This is a genomic window from Candidatus Tisiphia endosymbiont of Xenochironomus xenolabis (assembly GCF_964264705.1).
Taxonomy (GTDB): Bacteria; Pseudomonadota; Alphaproteobacteria; order Rickettsiales; family Rickettsiaceae; genus Tisiphia.
Window position 1 is genome coordinate 1,073,641 of sequence record NZ_OZ183473.1, and the last position, 19,940, is coordinate 1,093,580.

At 31.8% G+C, this 19,940-nt stretch carries 18 protein-coding genes, 1 pseudogene and 1 riboswitch; of the genes and pseudogenes, 12 read left to right on the plus strand and 7 right to left on the minus strand.

Annotation, left to right across the window (positions count from 1 at the left end; genetic code table 11):
• Positions 1-132: 132 nt before the first annotated feature.
• Genes idi through ACFELY_RS05230 form a run of 4 tightly spaced genes read right to left on the minus strand, consistent with a single transcriptional unit; the run spans position 133 to position 4,002 of the window.
• Positions 133-765, minus strand: a complete 633-nt coding sequence (idi, locus tag ACFELY_RS05215) for an isopentenyl-diphosphate Delta-isomerase (RefSeq protein WP_375333820.1) — start codon at positions 763-765, stop codon at positions 133-135.
• On the minus strand, positions 765-2,165 hold the full coding sequence (gene waaA / locus ACFELY_RS05220; protein ID WP_375333821.1) for a lipid IV(A) 3-deoxy-D-manno-octulosonic acid transferase: 1,401 nt from the start codon (positions 2,163-2,165) through the stop codon (positions 765-767). Before waaA ends, idi begins: the two co-directional genes overlap by 1 nt.
• Positions 2,162-2,839, minus strand: a complete 678-nt coding sequence (locus tag ACFELY_RS05225) for a lysophospholipid acyltransferase family protein (protein ID WP_375333822.1) — start codon at positions 2,837-2,839, stop codon at positions 2,162-2,164. The genes waaA and ACFELY_RS05225 overlap by 4 nt, the downstream gene beginning before the upstream one ends.
• The gene (locus ACFELY_RS05230; RefSeq protein ID WP_375333823.1) at positions 2,800-4,002 is read right to left on the minus strand and encodes a pyridoxal phosphate-dependent aminotransferase; all 1,203 of its coding nucleotides are present in this window, start codon (positions 4,000-4,002) and stop codon (positions 2,800-2,802) included. Before ACFELY_RS05230 ends, ACFELY_RS05225 begins: the two co-directional genes overlap by 40 nt.
• A 480-nt stretch (positions 4,003-4,482) precedes the next feature.
• Between ACFELY_RS05230 and ACFELY_RS05235 the strand changes: the two are divergent.
• The 6 genes and pseudogenes from ACFELY_RS05235 to ACFELY_RS05260 all read left to right on the plus strand — a co-directional run.
• Positions 4,483-5,490, plus strand: a pseudogene (locus ACFELY_RS05235) (palindromic element RPE2 domain-containing protein); the annotation flags it as partial.
• 182 nt (positions 5,491-5,672) lie between these two features.
• Positions 5,673-6,434, plus strand: a complete 762-nt coding sequence (locus tag ACFELY_RS05240) for a VacJ family lipoprotein (protein WP_375334150.1) — start codon at positions 5,673-5,675, stop codon at positions 6,432-6,434.
• Between the two features lie 13 nt (positions 6,435-6,447).
• A complete protein-coding gene (locus ACFELY_RS05245; protein WP_094649780.1) occupies positions 6,448-7,029 on the plus strand; it encodes a phospholipid-binding protein MlaC in 582 nt (193 codons plus the stop codon).
• Between the two features lie 272 nt (positions 7,030-7,301).
• Complete coding sequence (locus ACFELY_RS05250) at positions 7,302-7,481, plus strand: palindromic element RPE2 domain-containing protein (RefSeq protein WP_341759212.1); 180 nt, start codon at positions 7,302-7,304, stop codon at positions 7,479-7,481.
• Between the two features lie 11 nt (positions 7,482-7,492).
• A riboswitch (TPP riboswitch) is annotated at positions 7,493-7,597 on the plus strand.
• Positions 7,584-7,847, plus strand: coding sequence for a SemiSWEET family sugar transporter (locus ACFELY_RS05255; protein WP_094649175.1), 264 nt, complete (start codon positions 7,584-7,586; stop codon positions 7,845-7,847). Its footprint overlaps the riboswitch before it by 14 nt.
• Positions 7,837-8,610, plus strand: a complete 774-nt coding sequence (locus ACFELY_RS05260) for a thiamine diphosphokinase (protein ID WP_341759211.1) — start codon at positions 7,837-7,839, stop codon at positions 8,608-8,610. Before ACFELY_RS05255 ends, ACFELY_RS05260 begins: the two co-directional genes overlap by 11 nt.
• Before the next feature lie 233 nt (positions 8,611-8,843).
• Here the strand turns inward: ACFELY_RS05260 and bamA are convergent, their stop codons facing one another.
• Positions 8,844-11,153 (minus strand): outer membrane protein assembly factor BamA, encoded by a 2,310-nt coding sequence (bamA, locus tag ACFELY_RS05265; RefSeq protein WP_375334151.1) that lies wholly within the window; start codon positions 11,151-11,153, stop codon positions 8,844-8,846.
• Positions 11,154-11,216: 63 nt separating this feature from the next.
• Positions 11,217-12,311, minus strand: coding sequence for an RIP metalloprotease RseP (rseP, locus tag ACFELY_RS05270; RefSeq protein WP_375333825.1), 1,095 nt, complete (start codon positions 12,309-12,311; stop codon positions 11,217-11,219).
• 92 nt (positions 12,312-12,403) lie between these two features.
• On the opposite strand from rseP, the gene nusB reads away from it, so the two are divergent.
• Together nusB and ACFELY_RS05280 are read left to right on the plus strand one after the other, a co-directional pair.
• Positions 12,404-12,889 carry a transcription antitermination factor NusB gene (gene nusB / locus ACFELY_RS05275; RefSeq protein ID WP_341759209.1) on the plus strand — a complete coding sequence of 162 codons (486 nt, stop codon included), beginning with the start codon at positions 12,404-12,406 and terminating at the stop codon, positions 12,887-12,889.
• Positions 12,879-13,571: an RlmE family RNA methyltransferase gene (locus ACFELY_RS05280; RefSeq protein WP_375330473.1), complete on the plus strand. Its 693-nt coding sequence runs from the start codon at positions 12,879-12,881 to the stop codon at positions 13,569-13,571. Before nusB ends, ACFELY_RS05280 begins: the two co-directional genes overlap by 11 nt.
• On the opposite strand, the gene ACFELY_RS05285 is transcribed toward ACFELY_RS05280, so the two are convergent.
• Positions 13,551-14,708, minus strand: coding sequence for a hypothetical protein (locus tag ACFELY_RS05285; protein ID WP_375333826.1), 1,158 nt, complete (start codon positions 14,706-14,708; stop codon positions 13,551-13,553). The two genes, ACFELY_RS05280 and ACFELY_RS05285, sit on opposite strands and share 21 nt — an antisense overlap.
• Before the next feature lie 330 nt (positions 14,709-15,038).
• Between ACFELY_RS05285 and ACFELY_RS05290 the strand changes: the two genes are divergently transcribed.
• The 4 genes from ACFELY_RS05290 to ACFELY_RS05305 are packed head-to-tail and all read left to right on the plus strand — an operon-like array spanning position 15,039 to position 19,376.
• Positions 15,039-17,198 (plus strand): ribonuclease E/G, encoded by a 2,160-nt coding sequence (locus ACFELY_RS05290; RefSeq protein WP_375333827.1) that lies wholly within the window; start codon positions 15,039-15,041, stop codon positions 17,196-17,198.
• Positions 17,199-17,209: 11 nt separating this feature from the next.
• Positions 17,210-17,710 carry a hypothetical protein gene (locus ACFELY_RS05295; RefSeq protein ID WP_375333828.1) on the plus strand — a complete coding sequence of 167 codons (501 nt, stop codon included), beginning with the start codon at positions 17,210-17,212 and terminating at the stop codon, positions 17,708-17,710.
• Between the two features lie 8 nt (positions 17,711-17,718).
• Positions 17,719-18,726: a DNA polymerase III subunit delta gene (holA, locus tag ACFELY_RS05300; protein ID WP_375333829.1), complete on the plus strand. Its 1,008-nt coding sequence runs from the start codon at positions 17,719-17,721 to the stop codon at positions 18,724-18,726.
• A complete protein-coding gene (locus tag ACFELY_RS05305; RefSeq protein ID WP_375333830.1) occupies positions 18,723-19,376 on the plus strand; it encodes a tetratricopeptide repeat protein in 654 nt (217 codons plus the stop codon). Before holA ends, ACFELY_RS05305 begins: the two co-directional genes overlap by 4 nt.
• The last annotated feature ends 564 nt before the right edge of the window (positions 19,377-19,940 follow it).

The following is a 19,940-nucleotide window of genomic DNA, read 5'->3' on the forward strand; positions in this document are numbered from 1 at the left end:
CCCAAATTCTCCTGAATTAACTATAGTCATTGATGAGAAGTTGGTAACGGTATGCTACCCGCTCCTCCTGAATTGACATATATATTCACATTATTTGCAGAATATACTTATTAGTCCAGTTTTATACTATAATTATAAAGCTGAATCCATAAATTTTTTGAATATTTCGCTATTTTCTAATATTTTAAGCTCTTCTTTACACCAAGGAGAAAAGTTGGCTGAGTATTCCTCTGTGTATAACTTAAAATCTTGCCATTTAAGTAATTTTACTTCTGCTATTTCTTGTTCATTTATTCTGATAACATCATCTGATAAAGCTAAATATATCGGACATATCTCATTTTCCACAATATTATTTATAGCAAATTTATAACGATAATTAGCAATAAAATATACTTTCTGCAAGCTGACCAAGCCTAATTCAAATTTTGCATGCCTATAAACAGCTTGATCGTAAGTTTCGTTAATTTGTGGATGTCCACAAAAACTATTAGACCAAAATCCACCCCAGGTTTTTTTGAGTAAGCTTCTTCTTTGTATCAAGATGTCCTTTTGACTATTGAAAAGAAACACAGAAACCCCTCTATGCAATGGTGTATTAGAATTATGAACCGTCAATTTATCCTCTGTTCCAAGAATATTATCTTGTTCATCAACTAATACCACATGTATACTCGAATGCTTTGAAGAATTGGTTCTGCAAAACTTCGGGGCATTCGCGTACTCATGTACTAAATGTACACTCCGCTCATTTGAATATGACATTAATTATTTACTCCTACTAACAAATATTTTTCTATAATAGCTAAATAATTACCTAAAATCTGTTGGTTTTTATTAACAAATTCTAAGGCATTAGTCTGATAAATTTTAGCTTCCTCGATACCAGTTTCAGATAGCAAATATTCCATTTTATTCAATAAATCACTTTCGTTTTGAATTTGCGTAGCAGCTTTATTTGCAAGCATTTCATTAGCAATATTAGCAAAATTACTCATATCTGGTCCAAATATAATATAATTAGCAAAATATGCTGGTTCAAGTACGTTATGTCCACCTTGTTTAAATGAACCGCCAACAAATGAAATATAAGATATGCTAAAAAATAATCCTAGTTCTCCAAATTTATCAACAATGTAAAGATCATCAGTCAGAATAGGTATATTTTGTTCAGACTTGATACTATAGGTTAAATTTAGTTGGGTACACGCTTTCCCTATATCATTTTTACGTTCAGGATGGCGTGGAATTAGAATAAAATAGCAATTTGGATATCGTTGTTTTATTGGTTTTATAATATTCAGTAATACTGTTTCATCTTCCAGATGAGTGCTGGCAAATACAATAATTCTTTTAGCACTCATATATTGTGCTAAAATTGTTAATTCTTGTTCATTTACCGGTAATTTTTTGTTGGCAAATTTGATATTGCCTAAATTATTTATATTGCTCATACCAAGTTGCATAAATTTTTCATAATCGATGTTACTTTGAACAATAATTTCACTAAAATTAGAGGTGATTGCCCTAAAAAATGAGCTTATTTTTTTCCATGATGCAAATGATTTATCAGAGATACGAGCATTCAGTAATAATAATTTACAATGTTTCTTCCCTTCGCTAATTAGACATGGCCATAATTCTGATTCAACAAAGATTCCTAGAGTTGGTTGCCAATTTCTAAAAAATTTCTTAACAAAAATAATATTGTCTATAGGAATTAGTTGATGAACAGCATTTACAGGTAACTTTTGTTGTAATATTTTTGCAGAAGATTTGGTTCCTGAAGTAACCAAAAACTTTAAGGTGGTTTTTGGCATCGTTCTTTTTAGCCAAAGATCATTAATATTTTCGACTAAGGTAAGAGCTATCATAGATTCCCCTACACTGGCGGCATGTATCCAAACTAAAGTTTCATTTCGTTTATAGTCAATTGATGAGAAGTTGGGGACGTCGTCACTCGTCGCTCGTCTATTACTTATAGGCGTCACTCCATCGTTCCTGCTACCCAATCCTCCTGAATTGATTATAGTATGTGTATGCCCAATAGCAAAACGTTCCCCTATACGCTTTATATCTTCTTTGCCAACAATAACTCTCAATACCAATAAAAGAACATATAGTGGAAGAAATAGGAAACTTAAGATATGATATAAATAGATCATGAATTTATTTCACTGATGTTTAATGCTTGGGCTAAATTAATATCATCTTGATTTTCATTGCCCATAAAAATTAGTGGCAAACCTATAAAAGCCGTTATTTTACCAAAAGGTAGCGGCATAATCAGTTTATCCCAACTTTTAAGTAAAAAATATCTAGAAGCCTTACAAGAAACCGGTATTAATTTTATATTATATTTTTGAGCCACTTTGTTAATATTACTATTTATTTTGTAAATAGGTCCACGCGGACCATCTGGGGTAATTACTATATTACTACCATTATGTAATTTTTTGATAATGGCTTTTAAAGCTACCACAGAATTTTTATTAGTAGAGCCATTTATTACCCCAAAGCCGAATTTATTGACAATATCACTAATTATTTCACCATCAGAATGAGGAGAAACAAGAGCATGGATGTCTTTATGACCGGTAAATATTCCTGGACCCAAAGCGAGCCTGTTATGCCAAAAAGCAAAAATTGCCCCTTTTTGTGCTAAAAATTGCTGTTCATTGTAACCATCTGGAAAAACAAACTGCCAACGACAGGTAAAATAAACCACTCTCAAATAACTATACAATAATTTAGTGACTACACTAAGTGCAAAATTATTCTTTTTAAGAAGTTTCTTGATCATTTTAATTGATGACAAGCATTTTTTATACGCAAGCATGCTTGCTCCAAATTTTTTATCGAAGTTGCGTAAGAAATTCTGAAATAATTTTCTAAACCGAATGCAATACCAGGAACAACTGCCACACTACATTCTTCAAGCAAATATTCTCCAAAATCATTACTATCTTTGATAATTTTATTAGAGGGGGTTTTAAGCCCAAATAATTCATTACATTTAGGAAATAAATAGAATGCTCCTGCCGGCTTATAACAACTAATACCCTTGATATCATTTAGGATTGATAAGGTTAAGTCACGTTTTTCTTGAAAGTTTTTTGCATTAGACTTAATAAAATCTTGAGGGCCAGTTAAAGCTTCAATGGCTGCCATTTGGCTTATAGAGCAAGGATTAGAAGTACTTTGTGACTGAATAATAGCCATTGCCTTAATTAATGATTTAGTACCAGCTCCGTATCCTATACGCCATCCTGTCATAGAATAAGCTTTTGATACACCATTAACCGTAAATATTCGATCTTTTAAATCCGGTGCCACTTGAGCAAAAGTATAAAACTTAAAATCATCAAAAATAATATGCTCATAAATATCATCAGACATAATATTTACGTTGGGATATTTGCGTAATAATTCAGCAATATCAGCTAGTTCTTGATAAGAATATGCCCCCCCTGTTGGATTACTCGGCGAATTAATAATTAACCATTTAGTTTTTTTGCTAATTACTCGCTCTAGAACATTAACAGTAAGTTTAAAATTATTTTCCATGTTACAATTAACAAATACCGGAATACCGTCAGCTAATATTACCATATCTGGGTATGAAACCCAGTATGGACTAGGAATAATTACTTCATCACCGGGGTTAAGGGATGTCATAAACAAATTATAGATTACTTGTTTTCCTCCACTGGATACGATTATCTCGTCTAAATCATAATCTAAATTATTTTCATACTTGAATTTGTTCTGTACCGCTTGTTTAAGCTCCAATACACCATCAACATTAGTATATTTTGTTAAACCATCTCGCACAGCTTTAATTGCAGCTTCCTTGATATTATTTGGCGTATCAAAGTCAGGCTCACCAGCCCCAAGAGAAATTATGTCTTTGCCTAGTTTTTTTAGTTCAAATGTTTTTTTGACTAAGGCTAAAGTAGGGGATGGCTTTATTAAATCTAATCGTTTAGCAATAAGTGACATAGTAGAACCTATATAATTTTATCAAGTATACTCAAATCATTAGAGTATATACTATATTTGTTTTCAAAAAACAATTCTTGAGCGAGTTAAATTATTATATTATTATTTTATATATAAATTGATATGAAATAACAATATGACAAGTTTATCTATTACTTTACCATTATAGCTAACCTAATTAGCATTTAGCCATTTGTCTCAACTAAAAGGGTGTCATTCCCGCGTAGGCGGGAATCTATAATATCTCAGGGTTTTTATGCAATATTTTAGATTCCCGCCTACGCGGGAATGACAAACATTATTAAATTCAGAATTACCACAAGAAGAGAAAAAATGGTGGAGCAAAGAGGGATATTAGATTTATTTTATGTATAGTCAATTCAGGAGAATTTGGGGCTAGGAGCGACGAGTAACGACGTCCCCAATTTCCCATCAATTGACTATAATTATAGACAAAGTCATTAGTGCTAGTTAATATATATGCTATTATATATATTAACAAAATCAAATTTCATAGACTTTATGTTTGGCAGCAAAATTATTTATAACAGTTACGGTTTAATAAAGGATAAGATGAAATCATGCTATCATTTTTGCAAAAATTTTCCATCTTGGTATATGGAGAAAATTTTTACGTTGATCAATTATTTTACCGATGTAAAATATAAGGTAACACACTTAAAAGAAACTAATTTAAAGCTTGGTATAGAACATTTATATAAGAATAACTTAAATGACGCTATATTAAGGTTTAAATTGGTTGATAAATTTTTTTCTAATTCAGACCAAGCTTTAGTCAATTCAGGAGAATTTGGGGCTAGGAGCGATGGAGCGACGCCTATAAGTAATAGGCGAGCAACGAGGGACGACGTCACCAACTTCTCCTCAATTGACTATAATTCTTGCCAAGTTAATTACTGGCTTGGTTGGACATATTTCTTAAAAAATAATTATCAGAAGGCTTTGTATCATCTACAAAAAACTTCTGAATCTGATCCAGTCAAGTTAGGAACTTTTTTACAAAATTATAATAATTCGTCAGATATTCCTCAGCAAATTTGGCATCAATATAGAAATCTTACGGCTGAATATTATAACAACAAATTTTGTAGTAATAAGCAACTATACCTACCTCATAATTTTGTCAGTAGGATTATGAGTGGCATAACAGATTTGCCTGATAATTACAGCATTTTAGAGCTAGGTAGTAATACAGGTTTAGTGGGAGCTGAGGTTAAAAAGCGTTTTCCTGATAGTTTTACTTTTACTGGTGTAGAAAGTTCAGAAGCCATGAATGTTTTTGCCCTAAATATGAATATCTATGATAATATACTAGAAGTTTCTATACCAGACTTTATTAAGCAACATTCTAATAAATATGATGTGATATTAAGTTTTAACGCTCTTTCTTTTACTAAGAATCTGTCAACTTACTTTAATGATATTTATTCAATAGTCGATAAATTAGGATATTTTGCATTTTGTTTGCCAATAAATAACGTTACAAATCTTTCATTAAAAAGAAAAGAATTTATTTTTGCTATAACAGATATCAAGGAAGCTTTAAGTCAAACTAAATTCACTGTATTAAGTAGTGAGGAATTAGTTATAGAAAAAAATGATAAATACTATATGGTGGTTTGTAAGAAAAATCATTGATGAAACCTATAATGAAGAGATTTATATTACTAGCATTAGTTATACTTAACTTTTTTAACCTAACCGCAATAGCGGATGTTCAAAATACTCAAGATAATGATGATTTTCAGTATGTTTATAGTGCCAAGAATGGTTGTATGCAAGTCTATGATCCTTATGAAAAACTGAATCGTAAAATCTTTGTCTTTAACTCCATTTTAGATTATCTGTTTTTGCGACCTATTACTATAGGCTATAAACAATTTACTAATGATTATACCAAAGCTAGAGTGAGTAGTTTTCTAGATAACATTACTATACCTTTGACTGCTGTCAATTATGGCTTACAGATGAATTATGATCAAACTATGAAGAGTATATGGAGATTTCTTATCAATAGTACATTTGGTATAGGCGGATTATTTGACGTAGCAAGTAAAATTGGCTTAAAAGTTACCAAACAAACTTTGGGGAATACTTTAGCTCATTATGGAGTAGGGCCTGGACCATACTTAGTCCTACCATTTATTGGTGCTACTAATGCAAGAGACTTCACAGATCCGGTATTTACTAATAGTTATTTAAATCCTTTAATGTATAGGGTACATAGGAATTTTGAAATGGTAGTATCTAGTGTACAAATTATAGATACTAGGTTAGGATTATTACCATTTACTGACTATATAACACGTAGTTCTACCGATCCTTACATAGCTGTAAGATCAGCTATGCATCAAAATCGGGAATCTGTAATTGCCTATCCTAAACAATTTAAATGCCCTAAACCTAACTAAATTATAGAAAATTATGAAAAAATTTATTGTTTGCTTAATTTTAAATTTCCTGTCTTTGTCAGCCTATTCCACTGCTAATGATAATAATGCGGGGGTTGATAGCTATGTTAATCAGCTAATAAAAAATGGTCTAGAGGTATTTAATGATCAAAATTTAACTCAAGATGGCAAAATTGCTAAAAGTAAGATGCTAATTTTAGCTAACCTGGATTTAGATTGGATGGCTAAATTTACCCTTGGGGTCTACAGAAGAACTTTAACCCCTGAACAAATTAAACAATTTACAGAAGTTTATGGTAATTATGTCAGTACAGTCTATGCTGATTTGGTGAAAAATTATCATGGTCAACAGCCTAAAGTTGAACAAGTGCGTATTCTTGATAAAGGTGAGTTTATGGTAGAAATGTTGATAGGAACAGCTAAAGTAAACTACTTGGTACGTCAAAAAGATGCAAGCGATAATTCTAGTTTTAAAGTTTCAGATGTTATTACGGAAGGTGTTAGTATGATCAGTTCCCAACAGTCAGAGTTCATGAATATTCTCAGTAATAGTGGTTTTGATACATTGATCGATGAATTGGTAAAGAAGTCATAAGCTTTTTCGTCATTACCAGTGAACATGAAGATTATTATGTGGATTGCTTCGTCGCTACTAAAGTAGCTCCTCGCAATGACGTTTGGGTAAGTGCTTCCGTCATTGCGAGCGAATGTATGTGAGCGTGGCAATCCATAAAGTTTATTCTGTGGATTGCTTAGTCGCTACTAAAGTAGCTCCTCACAATGACGTTATCTGTCATTGCGAGACCATGTAATGGTCGTGGCAATCCACACTTATTGGATTGCTTCGGAGGCTTACGCCCCCTCGCAATGACATTTTTGAAAGATATAGTCAATTCAGGGAAATTTGGGGCTAGGAACGATGGAGCGACGCCTATAAGTAATAGGCGAGCGACGAGTGACGACTTCCCCAACTTCTCATCAATTGACTATAGCCCTCAAATCTCAAATGATACTGTTGTAAACATCTTGACAACTAATCTACTTTAAATATATAATTTTGCTCACATTAGGGGTGCCATAGGAGACTAAGGCTGAGAGTTAATAAACAACCCTTTGAACCTGATATTGTTAATACAAACGGAGGGAAATGTGTACAGTATTGAAGAATTTTTTGGCTATATTGCCTTAATTACATCTCTGATAGGTCTATTGCCGCAGGTCTATAAAGCATATATAACAAAATCCACACATGATATATCTATGCTAATGCTAGTAAATTACCTTACTTGCTCAGTTGCATGGATTGTTCATGGCTATTGCCAAGGTTCAATATTTGTTGTTCTTAGCAATGTTGCCGGACTCATAATCAGTATAATATCTATTATTCAAAAATGTTACTACGATGCAAGATAGATACAGAGCTTTTTATGAACATATAGATATCGGTCTATACCATTCTATATTGGCTTTAAATGGTGACTTGCCTGATAAGTCATTTTTTGACATTGGCTTGCCTATTATAGCTGCTGATGGAGCAATAAATTCTTTGTACAAGATGGGTATAATACCAAAAGTTGTGATTGGTGATTTAGATTCTGCAAAAGTCGATTTACTGTATACTATAGGCAATTCAGGAGAATTTGGGGCTAGGAACGATGGAGCGACGCCTATAAGTAATAGGCGAGCGACGAGTGACGACGTCCCCAACTTCTCATCAATTGACTATACTGAAGTAATTCGTGTACCAGATCAGAACAGCTGTGATTTTGAAAAATCTCTACAATATCTTGAGAATAAAAATCTGTTACCAGCTATAATTGTAGGAATGAGTGGAGGATATATTGATCATATATTAAATAATATTAGTATTTTTCTTAAAAATGGTAGCATTTTTTATGCACCGTCTATTGTAGGGTACGTAATTAAGGCTGGAGAGACTAGGGTTTTTACATTGTCTGTAGATACCAAAATCTCATTACTTGGATTTTCATCAGCACAAATTTCTACTAAAGGCTTAAAATGGGAATTAGAGCATTATCAGATGTCATTTCCGGGTACTAATTCTTCTTTTAATAGAACTATTTGTGAAACTGTTTCTATAGAGGTACATAGTGGTCTATCATTGGTAATGATTTATTTAGAAAAAATGAAAGATTACGGAAGTGATATTATATAGTCAATTAACCTGAATTAGTGCCGACAAGAAAAACGATTAAAATAGATTGCTTCGGAGGCTTACGCCCTCTCGCAATGACGTTTTTACCCTGTCATTCCCGCTTCGGTGCGGAATCTAGACCCCTGCTTTCGCAGGGGTGACACAAAAATGGATTGCTTCGGAGGCTTACGCCCCCTCGCAATGACGGTAGTTTGCATCGATAAATACTAATCGCGTCTATAGCTTTTTCCATATTAAAAATGTGTAGAAAACTTTATATGGAAAGTTTGCTTATCATCATAAGGTTTCTTCTTAATTGGCCAAGCCCAGTCCATCCTGATAGGGGCAAAGCGAGTGACCCAGATAAAGCCAACTCCAACAGAAGCCCGAAGCGATCTATCATTATAAAAACTATCAGCAGTATAAGCACTTTTAGAATTTAATCCTATCCCCCACAGACTACCAGCATCTATAAAAACAGCACCAGTCAAATTAAAGTCTTCTGGTAAACCAGTCGGAAAGTTAAGTTCTGTTGAAACTGTATAATATTTTTCTCCACCAAGACCTTCATTTGTTGTTTTTTCTCTAGGACCTATTCCACTGGCAGCAAATCCTCTAAGACTATAATCACCCAAATTAAAGCGATCAGAAATTCTGACAGCTTTACCTCCTACACCCATGACATTACCAACACTACTAGCAATTTTCAAAGTAAATTTATTATTGATAAAAGATTTAAAATACTTACCGTCTAGTTCATGTTTTAGATATTTATTATTACCTCCAACACCAGCAAATTCTTGGGTACCGCTGATAATGTAACCATTTTTAGGAACAATCCTACTATCAAGTTGATCATAAGTGATAGTATGCCCAATGGCAGATGTTACGAATTTTCCCATTTGTTCATTTAAGAATATAGAACTCGGGTTGCCTGGAGAGCTTAATATTTCTCTTTTAATAGTATGGTCAATTTCATGACTTAAATCTTCTGCAATATCATAACCAAGAGAGGTTTTGAGTCCTATAGATTTTAACGTATAATTTTGATCTCCTTGTGAAAGGAATGAAGTACCACGACCGCTATGATTATTGAAAACATTGAAACCTAGCGATAAGTCTTTGTCAAGAAAATGAGGCTCGGTTATGCCACCATAGTAACTAATACTTTTTTTCCCTACTTGCACTCCAGCATTTAACAATTTTCCGGTACCAATTAAATTGCGTTCTAAGAATGATATACGTCCAAATGGTCCGCCTGCTGTATTATAGCCAGCATCAAAACTAATTGATGACGTTGATTTTTCCTCAACATCAATATTAATATCATATTTATCTTTTCGTTCTGTGGGCGTGACGCTAATAAGTACTTTTTCAAAATAATCTAAATTACGTAAATTTCGATCACCTTTCTCAATATAAGAACGATTAAATATATCTCCTTCAGAAATTTTAAATTCTCGCCTAATAACTTTATCTTCAGTTTTTAGATTATTAGTAATATTAATTTGATTAATATATACTTTATCTGCCTTATCTATCACAAATTTAACATCGACAGTATGATCTGGATTTTTACCACTTATATCAGGATAAACACTAATTCCTGGATAACCTTGACTGGCAAAATATGCAGTAAGTTTATCGGTTATTCTATTTAAACGATTAATATTGAATGTCTCACCGGAAGTAACATTAACATATTTGTTAATTTCATTTAGATCAATATTAGGCAATTTATTGTCAATAGTAATGTTGCCAAATTTATATTTTGCTCCTTCCTCAATAGAATAAGTGATGGTAAAATATTCCTTGGTTGGATTTAGCTCTGCTGTAGCAGAAATAACTCGGAAATCGGCAAATCCTACTGATTGATAAAAGCCCTTTAGCAATACTTCATCATACTCCAAACGCTCTGGATCATAGGTATCATTAGTTGCTAAAAAATTAAACCATTTCGATTTTTTGGTTAGGATAACAGATTGCAGTTCATTAGTACGATAATTATTATTTCCTTGGAAATAAATTTGTTTAACTTTTGTTTTAGGTCCTTCTGCAATATCAAAAGTAACTCTTACTCGATCATTCTCAAGCTTTTCGATTTGTGGGGTGACAGTTGTCGAATAACGACCGGCACGTTTGTACATCTCCTTAATCTTCTCGACATCCAGTTGGATTTTAGCCCGACTCATTGATTCACCGGCCATAGTAAGCATTTCCTTCGATAATACAGAGGTTTTGATTTTAGAATTACCTTTGAATATTACCTTAGCAATAAAAGGAGTTTCTGAGACAGTAACTATCAAATTACCACCACTTACTAGTCTAATAGTTATATTCTCAAATAAAGATGTTGCGTAAAGATTTTTGATTGCTTCATCTGCTCTTGACGAACTATACTCTTCTCCAACTTGAAGCTTTAAATAATTTTCAATAGTTGAGGTTTCAATCCTTTTGTTACCTTGAATAGTTATTTCTTTAACATATTCAGCTGATAAAGCGGAGATATTATATAAAATAGTTGTTGCCAAAATAGCTATTTTAATAGTTGGTTTGACTTTTATTTTCACAAGAACCTTCTTTTCTTTAATATTTTAATTTTATACTAACGGGTATGGTTAACTTAATTATTTAAAAACTAAGTTTTTTATATCATTTAACAGGGAAATTACAATAAGAAAAATAATTATCCCCATACCTAATCTTAGTATAACATTTTTTATTGCCCCACTAAGTGTTTTACCAAAAATTATTTGATATATTATAAATGCTAAATGTCCGCCATCTAGAACTGGGATCGGTAGCAAATTAAGTAAACCTAGATTAATTGATATCATAGCAATAAATAATGCAAAATTTTCTACCCCTTGTTCTAAAGATTTTCCTGATTCCTTGGCAATGGTAATTGGTCCACCAATTCCATTTAACGATCTTGTCCCCATTAACATTTGTCCAAAATGTCCTAAAATTAAATTTGAGATATAAATAACGTCTACAGATCCTTGATAGATACTTTGAAAAATATTCATTTTAATGTAAATAGGATCATTTTTAGCAATAATTCCTATATAAGGTCTTTTTAGATTAGGATGATTATCTAGTTTTTTCTCTACCGGAATTATAGAAATGTCTATAACCTCACCATTTCTGTCAACTAAAAGATGGAGAGGCTTGATTCCATTGGTTAATAGGTTGTTTTGTAAATCGACGATACTGTTAATTTTATTATTATTCACTATAATAATTTTATCGTCTTTTGTAAGTCCAGCTAGTTCTGCAGGGGAATTAGCTACCACTTCACCAATTATTGGTGGTATCTCTATTTGACCGTGAGAAAAATAAATAGTTGTGAATATTAGAATGGCTAACAAGTAATTAGCTATAGGTCCAGCAGCTATAATTAAGAATTGGGCATAGAGAGGCTTACTAAGAAAGGCGTAATGTGCCAAACTCGAATGCTCTAAAGAATCAACTTCCCAAGATTTGGGTTTTTCAAATGTTGCAGGGTCAAATCCATAAATTTTAACGTAACCACCGAAGGGTATAGCACAAATTTTCCATTTTACGCCATCTTTGTCTATTTTAGAGAATAGTTCCTTGCCAAAACCTATCGAGAACTCCTCAACCTTTACCCCAAACATTTTAGCTACGTAATAATGACCAAACTCATGAACAAATACTAATAGACTGATGGTCAGAATAAATCCGAATATTGATAACATACAACTCATTATTTTTTTAAGAGGTTTACTAAGTTATACTTTTTTGCTATAGGTAATAGATTAAATATGTTACAATACTGTTGAAAAATTTTATGACCTCACCCAAGATTAACACCAAAACAATAGCACGTATTGCTGCGGTACAAGCAATCTATCAGTATAAACCGGAAAGTTCTGATAAAAACATAGATCGAATCATACAGCAAACTATTCAATTCTATCAAGATGAGCGAGCAGCTAATAATTTAAACAAATCAATAAAAGTAAAATTAAGTATAAGCTATTTTGAGTTGTTAGTAAAGTCTGTAGTTGTAAAATTACCCCAAATTGATAAGATGATATCAAGGTATTTGACAGCTGAATGGCAGATTACCAGCTTACCTGTTCTACTTCTTGCTCTTTTGCGTGTGGCAATTTGTGAATTACAATTTTTTCCAAATGTGCCAAGCAAAGTGGTAATTAATGAGTTCACCGATATTACAAGTGATATGTTGAGTGAGAATGAGGTTGGTTTTGTTAATTCTATATTAGATAGAATTGCTAAAGAACCTAGTGAGGTTATGTCCCATGACATCTAACATATCAGGTTTTAGAGGTAAGTTTGTTGCCGTTAAAACTGCAAAAAGGCAGAAAAATTCATCAAAACAGTGGCTTGCACGCCAATTAAATGATCCTTATGTTGCTAAAGCTAAGCTTGATGGTTATAGATCCAGATCAGCTTATAAGTTACTAGAAATTCATGAAAAATTTAATTTGTTAAAACCAGGGATGAAATTAGTTGATTTAGGGGCTGCCCCAGGGGGGTGGAGCCAGGTTGCTGTCAAAATTATTAAATCTGATGAATCTGCTAGTAATAATAGTATGATAATTGCCGTTGATTTGCTTGAGATTGAGCCAATCATTGGTGTAAATTGTCTGCAAAAAGATTTTTATGCTGAAGGTACAGAAGAGGCTATTATAAAAATGCTAGATGGTAGTGCTGATATTGTAATGAGTGATATGGCTGCGAACACGACTGGTCATGCGAAAACTGATCATATTCGGACTCTTGACTTATGTGAGCATGCGATTGACTTTGCTTTAAAAATCTTAAAGCCGGGAGGGCATTTTATTGCTAAAATTTTTCGGGGTGGTACAGAAAATAGTACACTGAACAAAATTAAGCTTAATTTTCACAAGGTTAAGCATTTTAAGCCATCTTCTAGTCGTAAAGAGTCAGTAGAGATTTATTTAATTGCTTTAAGCAGGAAATCTGTATAATTTTCGTTTTAAAAAATACCAAGAATAATAAAGTACAAAAGTTCCAACAACGGTATATGTAGAAAATAGAAAACCTTGCCCATCATATAGCCCATGAGATATATAAGAAGATAAAGCCCCAGAATACATTCCAATAGCAGACATAGTGAAATATATTGCCAGTGCGGTTCTCAAATCCTGTGCTTCAAATTTACCGGATAATATTAATATATTACAAATAAAGATAGCACATAAACATACACCAATTGTAGAGAGGAGATAGATGTTGCCTATTAAAGTGACCCCATAGTGGGGTAAAAGAATAAAGCTGGCTAAGAGGATAATCATCAGTATTAAGTTAGCAAGATATTTATTGATTATTTTTAATGATAAAATAACAGGTGATATCAAGAAAAATATACTCATAAGAGTATAATGGGAAATAGTGTCTATCTTTGATACAGGAAAGTGTTTTTCTAAAGCAAATTCCTCATAATACCACAATATATCGAAAGTAATGTAAGATACCATAAAGCCTGTTAGAACCTGTAATTCTATGTTCTCAATTAAAAATGAAAATCTAGAAACTAAAATTGTATTTTTGTTAATATTATCTCTTTGTAAGCAAGTTATAATAATAAAACTATAAAGTGATACGCATAATAATAACCCATTTGTCGCTGATTCTAGAAATTCGGTTAATAAATCAACGGTAAATTGTCCAGCTATCCATAGCAAAGAAAAGATAATAAGAGCAAAATATTTATAGTATTTATAGTTATTGGTTAACTCCACTATTTTGATGATAGTAGTGGTTATGTAAGTGTAGTAGGCGGATGCCATTATAATAAAATTGATTTTAAGGATGGTGTAATCCTTAATCATAAATAGGTTTAATATACCTATTATCAGTAAGATTAAACTAATAATGGTAGTTTTGTTGTCACTAATTTTGTTAATTAATGGGGTTAAGAATAAACCAGCTATTATATAACCTAACATTTCAATTGATTCGATATGATCTAGCTGCTCTCCAGATAGGCCTTTACTTGTTAAAAAATCTGGTATTACTAGTGTATTGATGTAAGTAATACATGCGAAAAGAAATACACTAATAAACAATAGCAAAGCTGTTTTTAAATGATTATCTTGGGTCATAAATAATTGTTTGCTAAACTAGATTACATCGTATATAAATTTCTTAATAGAGAGGCGTTTAAGAAGTCTGTGTAATCAAAAGTACATTAGCTTATTCATTAAAATTTGTCTAATTAATTTTATTATGACCATGAATAAATTTTAGGTTTATAGAGCAGCGAATTTGCGTAAGATGGCTAAGAAATTTCTAATGGTAGTTATTTATTAGGTTAGTGTACTTAAAAAGATATGAATGTTTTTTAAATTTGTCATAATAAATAGATATTGTTTAATATTGCTAGGTTTGCAAAATATTAGAGATGTACCTAGAAATTTACGAGTAAAAAATTAATGAGTAAGAAAATTATAGTTGATGCTAACTTTCCTAATGAAACAAGGGTAGTATTACTAAATCAGAATAATAATATTGAAGATATTGAATATGAAACTGCGATAAAACAGCAAAACAAGGGTAATATATATCTTGCAAAAGTTATAAGAGTTGAACCAGCCTTGCAGGCTGCCTTTATAGATTATGGTCCTGACAAGAGTGGATTCTTACCTTTTACTGAAATTAGCCCATATTATTATAATATACCAGCATCTGATCTTAAATCTTTGCCTTCTATAAACAAATTACAAGAAATCTCTCTTTCAGATATTACCCAAGATGATCTTGTGGAGTCTGAAACAAAGAGAAATTATAATTTGATAATAGATAGTGAAGAAATTGATTTAAATGCTATAGAAAGATTAGTGGACGAAAAAATTCAGGTAGAATTTAATTTAGATGTTCTAGATAATGACATTGAAACGATAAATGTTGAGAGAAGTGATAAAGATGAAGAGAATAAACAAAAGCAATACAAAATTCAAGAAGTAATAAAAAAAGGGCAGGTTCTGCTTGTGCAAGTTACTAAAGAGGAAAGAGGTAATAAAGGAGCATCGTTTACCACCTTTATGTCTCTGGCTGGGAAATATTGTGTTTTAATGCCTAATACTCCTTTGCAGAATGGTGTATCGCGTAAGATATCTAATGCTGATGAACGAAAAAGGCTTAAGAATATTGTTAGTAAAATAACTTCAGGTAATAGTAGTAATGCGTCAAGCATCATAATTCGCACTGCTGGTGCTGGCTGTACTACTTTAGAGGTAAAAAGAGATTATGATTATTTAGTAAGATTATGGAATAAAATTAGAGAGAGTACCCTTAAATCTATAGCCCCGTGTTTTATACATGAAGAAGATGGGCTGATTCAAAAGGTCATTCGGGATATGTGTGATCATACTGTTAAAGAGTTGATAATACAAGGTAGTGATGCCTATCAAAATGCTGTAAAATTCATGAAGGATATATTACCTACCGATATTGGTAAGCTTAAAGAATACAAAAATAAAGTACCAATTTTTACAAAATTTGTTGTTGAAGAGCAGCTATCTAAGTTATATCAACCTGTTTTTGCTTTACCTTCTGGTGGGTATATAGTAATAAACCCAACAGAAGCACTTATTTCAATTGATGTTAATTCAGGAAAAGCAACTTCTGAAAGAAATATTGAAGAAACGGCGTTAAAGACCAACTTGGAAGCTGCCAGAGAAATTGCTCGGCAAATTAAATTAAGAGATTTATCAGGCTTAGTAGTTATTGATTTTATCGATATGTATGATGCTAGAAATCGTAGAATTATTGAGAGATCTTTTAAGGAATTTCTAAGTCGAGATCGGGCAAGAATTCAAACTGCTAATATTAGCCAATTTGGTTTGCTTGAGATGTCTCGGCAAAGATTAAGACCATCATTTTTGGAATCGAATTCATCGATTTGTTCATATTGTAATGGCAAAGGGCTTGTTAGAGCAGATGAGTCAAATGCTATGTTAATTTTACGTACGATAGAGAATGAAATTTTTAATGAAAATATCGATCTAGTAAATGTTTTTGCTAATATTCATTCAGTCATCTATTTACTGAATAATAAGCGTTCAGAAATATCTCTAATTGAAGAAAAATATAATTTAAAGTTAAGGTTCCATGTTGATCCATCTGCCACTTCTGATAATTATTCAATTGAAAAAATAAAATTGCCAAAAAAATCTAACCATGCTGGGGCTACTAGTAAACCATTAATTCAAAATCAGTCTTCTAATTATCAAGAGGAAAAGATTAATAAAGAGCCACCTACTAGTTCAAATCCTAATAGAAAGAAGCAAAAATGGAAAACTCCTGATAAGTTAGAAGCTAGTAGTGAGTTAAATAAAAATGTAGAAATAGCAATTGATAACGAAAAAATTGATAAAGAGGTTGTTGAGTCTAGTCAAGAAACTGATAAGGCATTAGTGGTAACTGAGTTGGACAATGAAAATGTTGTTGATACCATTAAGTCAAATCGTAAATATATTGATAAGAAATCAAGTTATACTCGTCCCCCTAGAAGGCGTAACTATAATAAAAACAAAGTGGCTGATAATGGGCAATCTCAGGAATTAGCTAAACAGGAGGGGGCTAATAGTTGATAAAGAGTAGCTTGAGTTTATTAGTAATCGTCACTTACTTGTTTTTATGTACCTCTTGTAGTTTAAGACCTGTATATAGTAATAAATATAGTTTACAAGAATTAAGCCAATTAAGTGCTATTGAAGTTGAGCCAATAGACTCTATTGCTGGGGCAGAATTTTGTTACTATTTGTCTAGTATTCTACCAAAATCTACAACATCAACAACAAAGTATTTATTAAAGGTAAAATTTACCAACAAAATTTTACCGCTTATTATTAAAAAAAATTCTGATGTGTTAAGAGAAACAGTAGGTCAAACTATTCAATATAGGTTAGTTGATATTGTGACTAATCAACAGGTTACCTCAGGAACATTCCGTCATGTGACCTCTTATAGTACAGCTTCTTCACCTTATCATAGTTATTTAGATAATGATAAGGCATTGGAAGACCTTACAAAACAAGGGGCGAATGAGATACTGGAAAGATTAATTTTATATTTTAAACAAAATATCATTAAAGCAAAATAGCATTAAAGATGAAATTTTATCTATCACAAACTATGCAGCTACTTGATAAGGTAGAAAATGGACAAATTAAGGCTCTGTTACTTTATGGTTCAGATAAGGGGTATATAGATAAAGTTTGTAAAGCCTTAGTAAAGAAATTTGATTTACTAAAAACCTCTATAGAATATTCAGAGATTAAATCTCGGTCGCTTGAAACTTTAGTTAATACCCAAAATTTCTTTATGCAAAAACAATTGATTACTGTAAGATCAGTTGGAGAATCTATAGATAAATCTTTAAAACTTGCTCTTAGTAAAGATTCAGTGCATTTCTTAGTGTTTATTGCTGATGAATTATCAACTGCTTCTAGCATACGTAAATTCTTTGAAACGGAAACTTATTTGGCTTCTTTAGCTTGTTATCATGACGATGAACAAAAAATTGCTAAGATAATTTTACATAAATGTAATAGTGTAGGGAAGGTTATAAAAGAAGATGCTGTTAACTATTTAACAACTCGCCTAAAAGGTGACCATCAAACGCTAGTTAGTGAAATCGATAAATTAATATATTTTACATTTGATAAAGAGCAAATTACTTTAGATGATGCCCGGCAGGTAATTAGTGATGATTTTATGGGAAATGGGGATAATTTATGTGCTTATTTTTCCTCAAAAGATGCTGATAATTTTTTACAAGAATTCAATAAATTAAAACAACAAAATATTAATGAAGTGCTAATTATCAGAGCATTAATCAGATATTATCTAAATTTATACATCGTATTAAGTAAATTAGAAACTGGTGTTGATATAGATATGGCTATAAAATCACTATCTCCACCAATTTTCTATAAATATGTGGTAAGTTTTAAAAAAGCTGTAAATAAGCTTAAATTAGAGGATTGCATTAAGACACTGAAACATTTGCAGCAAGCAGAAATTGATTACAAGCTAAATCCAGTTGGCTTTGATATATATCAACAAATTTATATTAAAATACATTTTAATATAAGCAAACAAGAGGAAATATTATGAAAATGATTAATATAAAACAACTAATAATTTTTATTGGTTTAGTGTTAATAACACTTAGTGGGTGTGCTAACCGTAATAAAATAGTTACCAATAGTCTTGATGGCTGTGTGCATTCTGAAAAAGGATATAATTTAGCAGAGGAAGGTAAGTTGGAAGAGGCAATTAAGGAGTATGATTTGGCAATTAAATATCAACCTGAGAATCCTGTTAATTATTATAATAAAGCTATCGCTTTGGCAGGCTTAAACAAATGGCAAGAGGCAATTAAAGAGTATGATTTAGCAATTAAATATCAACCTAACAACGCTGATGCTTACAATAACAAAGGTATTGTTTTGGAGAAATTAGGTAAATGGCAGGAAGCAATTAAGGAATGTGATTTAGCAATTAAATATAATCCTGATAATGCTAAACTTAATGCTATACTTTACTGTGCTAAAGGTTCAATTTTGTTGCTGTCACATAAATTACTAGAGGCAATTACAGAATTTGATAAGGCAATTAAATATGACCCTAATTATGCTTCATCTTATAAGTTGAAAGATATTGCTTTGACAGAATTAGACAGGCAAAAAGCAAAAATCAAAGAGGCCTTTGACAAATCAGAGCTTTTAAGAGTAGGAGAGTCTTTAAAGACTAAAAATAACTGAATTATCAGTATTAAGTGAAGTATCGAACTCTTTATTAGAAATTTTAAAATTTTTAGGTACTAATTTAGACCAAAGAGTAATATTACTATTTCTTTTGAGCTAATATTCTCTCTTCATGTCATCTGAGATTAGGCACATTAACTTTCATAATCTTCCATAATAATTTTTATTATGGAACATATTTATTGATATTTTATAGTATAAGTCAAGTGGATTTGTATCAAAAAGAATAATTTTTATTAATCTTATGTAAATATTGGATTTTTATGCAATTAAAATATTTTTTTACTTAGTGGCAGAAATTTTTGTGATATATTTCTTAAAAAGAGTATAAACCCTAAGAAACTTTTGTTATTGCAGGAAGTACGTAACCCGGCGAAGTATGTAAGCTGTCATTCCCTCGGGTTCTTGTCATTCTTAGCAACGGCGGGAATCTAGATACCTCCTTACGCAGGTATGACACTAAGTCGAGCAGGGAGGGGCGGTGATAAAAACAGTATTGCTTTGTCGTGTGCTTCGCTAATAGACGTATAGTAATGCTAATCAGGATAGCTGTATTTGTAT

Coding starts and splice junctions, on each gene's coding strand:
- ACFELY_RS05225 (WP_375333822.1), bottom strand. CDS start 2,839: ATGCTTGCGTATAAAAAATGCTTGTCATCAATTAAAATGATCAAGAAA.
- ACFELY_RS05285 (WP_375333826.1), bottom strand. CDS start 14,708: ATGACCCAAGATAATCATTTAAAAACAGCTTTGCTATTGTTTATTAGT.
- ACFELY_RS05260 (WP_341759211.1), top strand. CDS start 7,837: ATGCAAGATAGATACAGAGCTTTTTATGAACATATAGATATCGGTCTA.
- holA (WP_375333829.1), top strand. CDS start 17,719: ATGAAATTTTATCTATCACAAACTATGCAGCTACTTGATAAGGTAGAA.
- nusB (WP_341759209.1), top strand. CDS start 12,404: ATGACCTCACCCAAGATTAACACCAAAACAATAGCACGTATTGCTGCG.
- ACFELY_RS05280 (WP_375330473.1), top strand. CDS start 12,879: ATGACATCTAACATATCAGGTTTTAGAGGTAAGTTTGTTGCCGTTAAA.
- ACFELY_RS05290 (WP_375333827.1), top strand. CDS start 15,039: ATGAGTAAGAAAATTATAGTTGATGCTAACTTTCCTAATGAAACAAGG.
- ACFELY_RS05250 (WP_341759212.1), top strand. CDS start 7,302: ATGACATTTTTGAAAGATATAGTCAATTCAGGGAAATTTGGGGCTAGG.
- ACFELY_RS05230 (WP_375333823.1), bottom strand. CDS start 4,002: ATGTCACTTATTGCTAAACGATTAGATTTAATAAAGCCATCCCCTACT.
- idi (WP_375333820.1), bottom strand. CDS start 765: ATGTCATATTCAAATGAGCGGAGTGTACATTTAGTACATGAGTACGCG.
- waaA (WP_375333821.1), bottom strand. CDS start 2,165: ATGATCTATTTATATCATATCTTAAGTTTCCTATTTCTTCCACTATAT.
- ACFELY_RS05245 (WP_094649780.1), top strand. CDS start 6,448: ATGAAAAAATTTATTGTTTGCTTAATTTTAAATTTCCTGTCTTTGTCA.
- rseP (WP_375333825.1), bottom strand. CDS start 12,311: ATGTTATCAATATTCGGATTTATTCTGACCATCAGTCTATTAGTATTT.
- ACFELY_RS05240 (WP_375334150.1), top strand. CDS start 5,673: ATGAAGAGATTTATATTACTAGCATTAGTTATACTTAACTTTTTTAAC.
- ACFELY_RS05305 (WP_375333830.1), top strand. CDS start 18,723: ATGAAAATGATTAATATAAAACAACTAATAATTTTTATTGGTTTAGTG.